Source organism: uncultured Chloroflexus sp. (assembly GCF_937951745.1).
GTDB lineage: Bacteria > Chloroflexota > Chloroflexia > Chloroflexales > Chloroflexaceae > Chloroflexus.
The window spans coordinates 1-10,315 of the sequence record NZ_CALFBQ010000090.1 but is presented as its reverse complement, the minus strand read 5'-3'; the positions used below and the strand labels follow the sequence as shown (position 1 = coordinate 10,315).

Annotated in this window: 7 protein-coding genes and 1 pseudogene; 5 read left to right on the top strand and 3 right to left on the bottom strand. The window is 60.1% G+C overall.

The annotated features are described in order from the left end of the window. A pseudogene (locus tag Q1A59_RS17740) lies at window positions 1–191 on the bottom strand (hypothetical protein); the annotation flags it as partial. Between the two features lie 520 nt (window positions 192–711). Between Q1A59_RS17740 and Q1A59_RS17735 the strand changes: the two are divergent. Continuing rightward, a complete protein-coding gene (locus tag Q1A59_RS17735) occupies window positions 712–2,103 on the top strand; it encodes an FAD-dependent oxidoreductase (protein WP_298407562.1) in 1,392 nt (463 codons plus the stop codon). Between the two features lie 101 nt (window positions 2,104–2,204). Next, the gene (locus Q1A59_RS17730; protein ID WP_298407564.1) at window positions 2,205–5,201 is read left to right on the top strand and encodes a protein kinase domain-containing protein; all 2,997 of its coding nucleotides are present in this window, start codon (window positions 2,205–2,207) and stop codon (window positions 5,199–5,201) included. Window positions 5,202–5,639: 438 nt separating this feature from the next. On the opposite strand, the gene Q1A59_RS17725 is transcribed toward Q1A59_RS17730, so the two are convergent. Next, on the bottom strand, window positions 5,640–6,926 hold the full coding sequence (locus Q1A59_RS17725) for a glycosyltransferase (protein ID WP_299645317.1): 1,287 nt from the start codon (window positions 6,924–6,926) through the stop codon (window positions 5,640–5,642). A 10-nt stretch (window positions 6,927–6,936) separates the two neighbouring features. Then, the gene (locus tag Q1A59_RS17720) at window positions 6,937–8,046 is read right to left on the bottom strand and encodes an aromatic ring-hydroxylating dioxygenase subunit alpha (RefSeq protein WP_298407566.1); all 1,110 of its coding nucleotides are present in this window, start codon (window positions 8,044–8,046) and stop codon (window positions 6,937–6,939) included. Window positions 8,047–8,125: 79 nt separating this feature from the next. Between Q1A59_RS17720 and Q1A59_RS17715 the strand changes: the two genes are divergently transcribed. The 3 genes from Q1A59_RS17715 to Q1A59_RS17705 all read left to right on the top strand — a co-directional run. Next, window positions 8,126–8,740, top strand: a complete 615-nt coding sequence (locus tag Q1A59_RS17715) for a sulfite oxidase-like oxidoreductase (protein WP_298407569.1) — start codon at window positions 8,126–8,128, stop codon at window positions 8,738–8,740. After that, complete coding sequence (gene nfi, locus Q1A59_RS17710) at window positions 8,727–9,398, top strand: deoxyribonuclease V (RefSeq protein ID WP_298407572.1); 672 nt, start codon at window positions 8,727–8,729, stop codon at window positions 9,396–9,398. Before Q1A59_RS17715 ends, nfi begins: the two co-directional genes overlap by 14 nt. A 95-nt stretch (window positions 9,399–9,493) precedes the next feature. Further along, window positions 9,494–10,315 (top strand): lamin tail domain-containing protein (locus Q1A59_RS17705; protein ID WP_298407581.1); only part of this gene is annotated, 822 nt, incomplete at its 3' end.

Here is a 10,315-nt window from a genome sequence, read left to right as displayed (position 1 = left end):
TGGGCAAAGGTGCGCCGAATGTACGCTTCGTCGCCAATGCCGGTGAGGCGGGTATGAATCCCGATCAGGGGATTGGTTGTTATCACCGTGCGTGGCGGCGGCGGATCGAGCGGGCGGGGCAAGCGTGGGAGCAAGAATTGCTCACTCATGAGCACGGCCAAGGCAAGAGCGAGCAATACGCGGTGAAGCATAGGGCAGGCGTCAGTGAGCGTAACGGTAACGATTGTAGCGCAAACATGTACTCGCATTGTACCATTCTTGGCGTTGATAGGGGTAGGTTGGTATGGTCGCTTATGTCATTGCAAGGGAGTGGCGGCATCTAGCGTAGCTGGATACCGACCGGAGCAATCTCCTGCTCTGGAGGACAAGCTGCCTGAGCATCGTTGTGATCGCGAGGGGGCGCAGCCTCTGAAGCAATCTCCCGCTTTAGCAGGAAGGGACGCTGAGGGGGCGTGTCGCGCTCGTGGGGCAGAGCACCCTCTGCCCATTTCAGGATCGCTTCCTTCAGGTTAGAACGGGTAATAGGTGTCGCGCTCGTGGGGGCAGAGCACCCTCTGCCCATCCGAATCGGTCGCAGTAACATAATGGATTGGCGATAGGTTCATCTTGTGCAAGGGCTGTTCATTTTCCTTGCGCGCCCATGCTAACCGTGCTATAAAGATGTAGGTTGTTCATTTTTGCACATTGAATAGCGACAGGAAGCATACCACTATGCGGATTGTGATTGCAGGCGCCGGCCCAGCCGGTATGGTGGTCGCGCGGACGATGGTCGAGCGTGGTCACGAGGTGATTGTGCTTGAGAAGCGGAACGTGCCCGGCGGTAAGGTGTCGGCATGGCAGGATGCTGATGGCGACTGGATCGAGAGCGGATTGCACGTCTTCTTCGGCGCATACCACAACCTTCTCGCCTTCCTTGAGCGGTATGGCTTGGGTGATACCTTCAATTGGAAGCCAGCCGAGATGATCTTTGCCTCTGAGCGCCATGGGTTGGCCCCAATCCGCTTTGTGCCGTGGCTGCCGACCCCACTCAATGGATTGGCCGGTGTGTTGGCCTTCAAGCCGCTCTCATTGGGCGATAAATTGCGCATGGGCCTAGGGCTGATGCGCGTGATCTTTGGCGATCAGAAGTACGTGGACGAGCAGGATAACGAGACCTACGCTTCGTGGCATCTCCGCCATGGGATGGGCCAGCGTTCGATTGACGAAGTGATGCATACGATGGCGCTGGCGCTCAACTTCCAGCGCGCCGATCGGGTCTCGGCCAAGTTGCCGCTGACGGCGATGCTCCACTTTGCCCACGAGAAAGAAGCGCCGCGCATGGCGTTGGTGAAAGGTTCGCCTGATACCAACATTTGGCGGCCCTTGATTGCACAGATCGAGCGGCTCGGTGGCCGGGTTGAGCTGAATGCGCGGGTGGCGGCGATTGAGTATGACGCTGAGACGAATCAGGTCAGCGGCTTTCGGCTCGATGATGGCCGTCTGATCACCGGCGATGTTTACGTTTCGGCGATGCCGGTGCATAATTTGCGCAAAGTCATCCCGCCAGCGCTGCGCGAGATGCCATATTTTGCGAATTTGAGTCATCTGAAGGGTTCGCCGGTGATTACAATGCAGCTCTTCTTTGACCGGCGCATCGCCGGGGTGGATAACCTGCTGTTTAGCGCCGGTACCCATCTGAGCGTCTACGCTGATATGGCGATGGTGGCGCCGGAGTATCACAAGGGTGAGCACAGCATTATGCAGTTTGTGGTTGCGCCGGCAGCCGAATTGATCAATCTGCCCGATGATGAGCTGGTGCAGTTTGTGATGAGCGAGTTTGTCCGCTTGCACCCAATTGCCCGTGAAGCCAAGCTGCTTAAGCACACGATCGTGCGCATTCCCAACTCGGTGTATCAGGCCTTGCCGGGGGTCGATAAGTACCGGCCTGATCAGGCCACGCCGGTGCGCAACTTCTTCCTTGCCGGCGATTACACGCGCCAGCATTTTCTAGCCTCGATTGAAGGGGCAGTGATCAGCGCCAATCGCTGCATCGAGCGAATTACCGAAGCGCAAGCGCGGGGCGATCTGATGTTGCAACCGCACATTCTCGCCGCAGCCGATTGAGACATCCCGTATACTGATGGTAGCACACGCTCCACCACCCGTCTGCCAGAGGGCGGGTGGTGGATTCGGATTAGCGGTTGTCTATCTGCCAAAGGGCTGCCATGCTCGCTATCAATACCTTACTCAATGGTCATTACCGCATTACCGTCGCGCTCGATGCCTATCCTGATGCCGAGCTGTACCGCGCGATCGATCAGCGTTCATCGCTGCGCGTGTTGATCACAGCTTTACCTCAGCCCAACCAGAACGCAGTGGCAGATGTCTTACGGCTGGCACGTGAGTTGGCGCAAGTCCATATGCCGGGGTTGCTGGCATTGCGTGATTATTTTGCTATCGATCAGGTCTGCTATCTGGTGGCTGACGATCCCGGCGGTGCTGACCTTGAGCGGTTTGCCCGCGAGCGCGGCGCGCCCCTTCCTGAAAGTGAGACGTTAGCGATCGTTGACCGGCTATTGCAGGTGCTCGAACGCTTGCACGCGCATCAGCCGCCGCTCTTGCTCGGCGATGTGCGCACGTGTGATTTCTGGTCGTCACCTGAAGGCGGGTTGAGTCTGGCCCCGTTTGCTTGCGCACGTCACGTTGGCTTTGAAGCTACGCCATACCGGGCGCCTGAACTGTACGATCACGCGGTTGAGCCGGCGCAGGTGAGTGATATTTATGCGATTGGCGCTGTGCTTTACCACTTGCTGACCGGTTGGCCGCCACCGCCGGCTCACCAGCGCCAAGCCGGCGTACCACTCAACGCGCCGCGTGCGCTTAACTCACAGGTGTCGGTGCTGGCCGAGCAGCTTACCCTACGAGCGTTGGAACTAAAGCCGGCTAATCGCTATCAACGGGCAAGCGAGATGCGCAGCGCGCTCGAGACGGTGCGGTTGATGGCCGGGCGACCAATGGGGGCGATGTCCCCGGTTGAGCAGATGGTTGCGGTTGCGCCAACCTCGGCTCCGCCGCCGGTTGCGCCAACCCCGGCTCCGCCGCCGCCGGTTGTACCGGCGCCTTTGCCGCCAGCCCCACCGCCCGTCGCTGCTCCGGCAGGAGCTACCGCAACTGTTGCCGCACCGTCGCGCCCATTCATTAGCACGTCGTGCCTGTTGGCTATCGTGGGTGGCCTTGCTATCATTGCCCTTGGTGTTTGCGTCGTTGTTGCCGTGCTTTTGGGTCTCTATATAACCAATAGTTCGCTATTTAGCTGGATCGGAGGCGCATCAGCGATGGCGCCGACTATGCCGGCCCTGCCTACCCCAACCGCAGCAACGGCGGCAGAGTTGTTGCAGCAGGTCGAAGCGATTACCCAAACTGCCCAGTTGCGCGAAGATGGGCTTGGAGCCGCGGCCTACAGTCCCGATAACCAAGTGGCGGCAGTCGCTGTGGGTGCGGTGGTGCAGTTGCGTAATGCCGAGACGCTGGTGTCGCAGACGACGCTCAATGGCCATACTGGTGATGTCAGTGCGCTTGCGTTTAGTCCCGACGGTGCGATCCTCGCTTCCGGCGCACAAGATGATCCGATCGTGCGGTTGTGGGATGTACGTAATGGGCGTGAGTTGGCCCAGTTGCGCGGCCACGATGATTGGATTCGCTCGCTGGCGTTTAGCCCCGATGGCCGCCTGCTGGCTTCGGGCAGCGCTGATCGCACCGTGCGTATTTGGGATGTGGCGAGCAGGCAGGCGGTCGTGGTGTTGCGTGGCCATACCGATCTGCTCGGTAATGTCGCGTTTAGCCCTGATGGCCAACGCTTGGCTTCGGCCTCGCGTGATGGGACGGCGCGTTTGTGGGATGTAGCCAGCGGGCGGCAGATTGACGCCTTTCGCTTCAACGCGCCGGTTGAGCCGCAGAGCAATACGCCCTTTTGGTTGACCGGGATCGCTTTTTCTCCCAACGGACGCCAGATTGCGGTTGGTTCGATCAACGGCAACGTCTACCTGCTCGACGCTGCGACCGGCAATGTTCAGCACGAATTGCGCGGACACGACGGCTGGGTGGTTATTCGCGGCGTCGCTTATAGCCCTGATGGCCGCTTGCTGGCCAGCGCCAGTCTCGATGGCAGTGTGCGGTTGTGGAACCCGGCCAACGGCGCTGAGCGCGGGGTGTTACGCCAGCGCGGCTTGCGGCTGCTAGGGTTGAGCTGGAGTCCTGATGGCAAACGGATTCTCGCCTCAAGCGATATGGGTGGTAATTTGGTAGTTTGGGATGTCGATACCACTGAAGTCATCCAGAGCTTTCAGGTCACGCAGGGGGTGGTGACAGGGGTGAGTTATGGGCCAGATGGCAGCCTACTGGCAGCAAGTGGCGCTAATGGCGCGGTGCGGGTGCATGTGTTGGAGAGCGGGCGAACCATAAGCCTTGACGGCGGAGCGGCGACGACGCGCTATATCGAGTTTATTAGCGATACCGAGGTAGTAGCGATTAGCGAAGCCGGCGAAATTGTGACGATCGATCTGATTAATCGCCGGCCCAACGAGCAATTGAGCGGCATGAACGGGTTTCCGCTCAATCTAGCGGTAAGCCCTGATCGAAGCTTGATCGCCGTCGGCAACGAGCGTGGAGAGGTGTACATCTGGGAGACTGCGAGTCGCCAGTATCTCCGCCGGCTGAGTGGGTTAGGCGGGCCGATCTATACCCTTGCCTTTAGCGGGGATGGCGCGTATTTAGCGGCGGCCACCAATCAACCCGCCGATGCGCCGCAGATTGCCGTCTGGGAGATGGCGCGCGGCGGGAATCCGCAGATCCTGCGCGGCCACAATGGCCCGATCACGAGTATTGTTTTTTATAATACCTTCCTGCTTAGTTCCAGCAGCGACGGCTCGTTGCGCGTGCGCGACGTAGCGCGCAACAACGCAGAAGTGTTTCAGATGAGCTTGCCCGCCGATCGCGGTTGGTTGAGCTGTCTGGCGGTGACGCCTGATGGTAACGTGCTCGTTGCCGGCACGATCAGCGGTCACTTGGCATTCTATCGCTTTACCGACGGCAACCTGCTGCGCGAAATCGACCTTGCTGCCGGTGCGGTGCTGGCCGTAGCGATTGCGCCGGACGGTTCACAGTTGGCAGTTAGTACCCGCGATGAGGGGATTTTGCTATTCGATCTGACACCGGTGACATAACACAAGTTGTATCCGCTCAGGTGTCTCTGGGTCGTGGTGAGAGTACCCCCTCCCCGCTTGTCATTGCGAGCCGCCGGAGGTGGCGAAGCAATCCCCTGCGAGCACGAGCGCAACCCGCTCCACGTCTGTGCTCGCGTCCCGCTTGTCATTGCGAGCCGCCGGCGGTGGCGAAGCAATCCCCTGCGAGCACAGGAGATGTGCCTTGCGCGGGATGCCTATCGCTAGAGTGGGAGATTGCTGTGGAGGCTACTCCTTTGCCCTGACAACAACGTTCAGGCAGGCTGCGCGTAAACACGGGAACTTGCGGCAGTCAGACGACCTCAAGCATCGCTGGAGGCCGCTGCTTGTCCGATCCTAACCTCACGTGTGGAGGAGGTGGGCGACTCCTTCCCCCAGTGGAGGCTGGGGTGGGGGTCATACGCTGCCGCTCTCCGCTTGTCATTGCGCGCCCTTGCTATCCCCAACGAAGCATTCCCCCCTCGCAAGGTGGAGTTGTCTGGTTACCCATTGCTCAAGCTGTTCTACCGCAGCCATCACCCCACCCTCCGAGCGCATCTGTCTGGCGATATCTGCAGCGCGTGCGCGGTGGGTGGGCGATAGCGCCTGCTGTAGTGCTGCGCTGAGCCGTTCAACCGTGAGTTCACCCACCGGCAGCGGGGCCGGATTGGCGCCGGTGAGATGCGCGCGCCATGCCCAAAACGGCTGGTCGGCGGCAAATGGCACGATCACCGCCGGCAGGCCAGCGCGGAGGGCGGCGGCGGTGGTGCCTGCCCCGCCGTGGTGGATCATCGCGGCGGCTTTGGGCAACAACCAGTCGTGGGGAATGTCGCCGGCGAGGTAGATGTAGTCAGGTGTCCATTTCGGCAGCAAATTGCTCCAACCGTGCTGCACGATCCCGCGCTGGCCAGTGCGCCGGAGGGTCTCGATTATGATTGTCGCCATGCGCGGTGCCTCGCGGCTCGCCATACTGCCGAAACTAACCACTACTGGCGGTGGCCCGCTGGCGAGAAAGTTGGCCAGATCGGGTGGTGGTTGCCAGTGTGGCTGATGAAGGTACCATGGGCCGGTTTGCCTGCTTAAGGGTGCTGTTCCCGGCGGCACTAGCGCCTTGCTGTAGGCCAGCAAGAGCGGAATGGCGCGGCCCGGCGCGGCCCATGGCAAGCGCGGCGGGCCGATGTCGGGGTTGAGCTGGCGCAAGATGTGGTAGGTCACACTTTGACTGGCGCGAAAAACGCGATGGGCAAAGACATGGCTTAGCCGCCGCCAGCGGAAATCCATCCGGGTGGTGGGCCACATCAGGTTGGCCAGCTCGGCTGGCGGATCGAAAAAGGGAAACAGATCAACAGCGCATTCGGGAATGCCGTAGTGTTGCGCGTACAGATGGCCGAGGGCGACCGTCAAAAAGGTATGCACAATCAGATCGGCGGATTTGGCTGCATGTCGGATACGGCGCGCTACCTCCGCCCCTAACGGCAGGGCGAACCGGTAGATGATGCTGATCAGGCGCAATGGCCGGCCACGGGCTTCATCGGCAATCTGGCGCGTAAGGTGTTCGATGTCTCCCGGTAGGGGTACGAACGCGATCTGGTGTTCGGCGGCAAGCTGGCTAAAGCGCGCCGGTGCGGCCAAGACTGGCTGGTGGCCGGCAGCGCGCAGCGTCGCTCCCAGTGCGACAAAGGGCTGGACATCACCGCGGCTACCGTATGTGAACATTAAAACGCGCATAGATGATTGATCACTCCGCTTCCATGACCCGCAGATACTCTTGGTCAAATTGCCAGAGCAACCCTTCCGATTGGGCATACGGACCGGGCCGGTAGGCGCGTGAGCTAACCCCTTGCTGCGAGAGTTCGCAGACATGCCAATCTTGCCGGTTTGTCCGATCCCAGAATGTCACTGCGTCGGTGGGGTCAAAATTGGCTGCAGCCATCACTTCCGGTGCAAAGTACCATTCGCAGATGACGGTGGTTGCGTCAGGCCGGCGCGGAATGAGCCGGTGCGCCATCACGTAGTCGGGGTGTAGACTGAGCAACAGGTTGGGAAAAATGGAGTAATAGTAGACACGCCGCTGATCTGCTGCGGCGAGACCGGGCAGCGGCGAGCGGTGGGTGTGGCCGTCGAGAGTCATGCTTTCGTGGGTCAGTTCCATATAGCCGCCCAAGAAGGGGCCGCTGGTTAAATCATTGCGCCCGCTCTGCCACGGCGAGACGGCCACTAGTTCGGGGTGGATAAGCGGGCAATGGTAGCATTCCGAATAGTTAGCAACAATCAGTTTCCAGTTGGCGGTTACCTCGTAGACGATCTGTGCGCCGCGTTGGAGCCGGGCCACATCCCATGCCTGAAACTTGCCGATCAGCGGCGCAAAGGCTTGCGCGAACGGCGTTGGCTGATCAGCCAGTGACACAAACACAAATCCGTCCCATTCGGCGACGGCGGCGCTGATCAAGGGCCAGTCTTCACGCCGAAAATCGGGTGCATCTTGCATATAACGGGCCGTTGCCAGCGAACCATCGAGCCGGTATGTCCAAGCGTGGTACGGGCAGATAATACTCTCGCCGAGCTGGCCGTGCGCTGCGGTGCAGAGTCGCGCCCCGCGATGACGGCAGACGTTATAATAGACGCGGAGTTGCTCGCTCTGATCGCGGAGCAAGATTAAGTTTTCGCCAGCGACCTCGATCAAACGATAATCACCGGCAGCCGGCGCATCGGCGCTGCGTCCAGCGCAGATCCACTGGCGGGCAAAGATACGCTCTTGTTCGCGGGCAAACACTTCCGCCGAGGTGAAGTAAAAACCGGGCAAGGTGTACGCCGGACGATCAAGCGAAGCGCGCATAAAGGTGGCCATACCCAAATCCTTTCACATGCGATATAATGCCATTTGAAAAGGAACTGCTATCGATTATCCAGTGGCGAAGGAGGGACGAATGTTCAACCCGTTCAAGCGGAAGGATCAGACGCAATCTGGACCGGAAGGTCGCGTCCCGCCGGGACAATACGTTACCGAGAAGTTTCCGGTGCTGCACTATGGAACTGTCCCTCAGTATACCAATGTTGCCGAACAATGGGATCTGCGCTGCTGGGGTGAATTGGCTGAACCGGCGCGTTTTAGCTTCCGTGAGTTTCGCGCCTTGCCGACCGTTACCATCAAGACTGACATTCATTGCGTGACGCGTTGGAGCAAGCTCGATACGGTGTGGGAAGGCGTTAGCTTCCGCGAGTTCTTGCGCCATATTCCGCCGCTGAAACCGTCGGCCCGTTTCGTGATTGCCCACAGCGAGCAGGGATATACGGCCAATCTGCCGCTCGACGTGTTGCTCGATGATGATGTGCTGTTGGCCTATAAGTACGATGGGCAAGAGCTAACGCCGGAGCACGGTTACCCATTGCGCTTGTTGGTGCCGAAAAAGTACTTCTGGAAGAGCGCGAAATGGTTGCGCGGCTTAGAGTTCCTCGATCACGATCGGCTCGGTTTCTGGGAACGCTACGGCTACAACAACAATGCCGATCCGTGGCGAGAAGAGCGGTATGCCGACGATTGATGACCACGATGAGCGGATTGCGGCGGCGATTGCTGAGCAACAGGCGTTGCGCCAGCGCGTCGTCTTGCGCGATGCGTTTGGCGAGTTGCGTTTGGTGGCCGGCGTTGATGCCGGTTTCGAGCAAGATGGCGCTGTGATCCGCGCCGCAGTAGTGGTGTTGCGTTTCCCTGAGTTGACACCGGTTGATTATGCGCTGGTGCGTCAGCCGGTGACCTTTCCGTATGTGCCGGGTCTGCTTGCCTTTCGCGAAGCGCCGGCGATCATGACCGCGCTCGACCGGTTGCGGATGCCGCCCGATCTCGTGATCTGCGACGGGCACGGGATTGCCCATCCCCGCCGGTGCGGGATTGCTTGCCATATCGGGGTGTTGCTCGATTTGCCAACGATTGGGTGTGCCAAGCAACGTCTGATTGGTCGCTTTACCCCGCCCGTACCTGAACGCGGCGCGTGTAGCTCGCTCTCCGATGGTCACGAGCAGATCGGTTGGGTGCTGCGTACGCGCGCCGATGCCCAACCGGTCTTTGTCTCACCCGGCCATCGGGTCAGCCTCGATCGCGCCCCTGAGCTGGTGATGGCCTGCACCACGCGCTTTCGCCTGCCCGAAACCACTCGCTTCGCCCACCGGTTAGCCTCGCACGGCCAGTTGCCGCTCGTTTGAACTAGGAATTTGCAAATTGGCGACAATTTCCGCGCATCTTTCGCCCACTTCGCGCGGTTTCCTTAGTAGAGTGATCAAACTACGGAGGAACTGCCGTGCGTTGGTGGGCAATTATCACAATCTTGCTCGTGCTAGCCGGAACGTGGCTCCAGCCGCTAAAGGCGCAACCGCCGTTGGTGCTGATCAACGAAGTGATGCACAATCCCAGCACTGGCCCAGAATGGGTTGAGCTGTACAATCCCGGCCCGTTGCCGGTCGATCTGAGCGGTTGGCGGATTGATGATGTCGCCATTGGCGGCCCGCATACCCTCATCGCTGAGGGAACGGTCATCTCGCCCGGTGGCTTGGTGGTGGTGATATTGACGAGCGCCATCCTCAATAACGGCGATCCTGATCAGGCGCAGTTGAGTAATCGGGTGGGCCAGATCGTTGATCAAAGCCCCTTGACCGTCGTCCCGCGTGATCAAACCATTGCCCGCCAGCCTGATGGCAGCGCCCATTGGCAGATTAGTATGCCGACGCCGGGAGCATGGAATAGCGGGGAACCACCCGCACCCGCCGCGACGGCGACAGAGGCAACGTCCCATCCTAGTACCTTCCCTCCAGAGGAAGACGATCCTGATCCCAGCCCTCTCCCGGCAGAGGAGGATAGCAGCCCCCACCTTACCCCTCCCTCGATCGAGGAGGATGATAATGTGCCGGCGACCGCGACGAGCACGGCGACCGCGACGAGCATGGCGACCGCGACCGCGACCAGCACCGCAACGCCGGTTGCGGCATTTGATCAGGTCATCATCAACGAAATCGCGGCGGCAGGCGAGAATGAGTGGGTCGAAGTCTACAATCGTGGTGCGAACGCGGTTGACCTCAGCGGGTGGGTCTTAGAACGGGTGAGTGCGAGCGGGAGTATGGTGCGC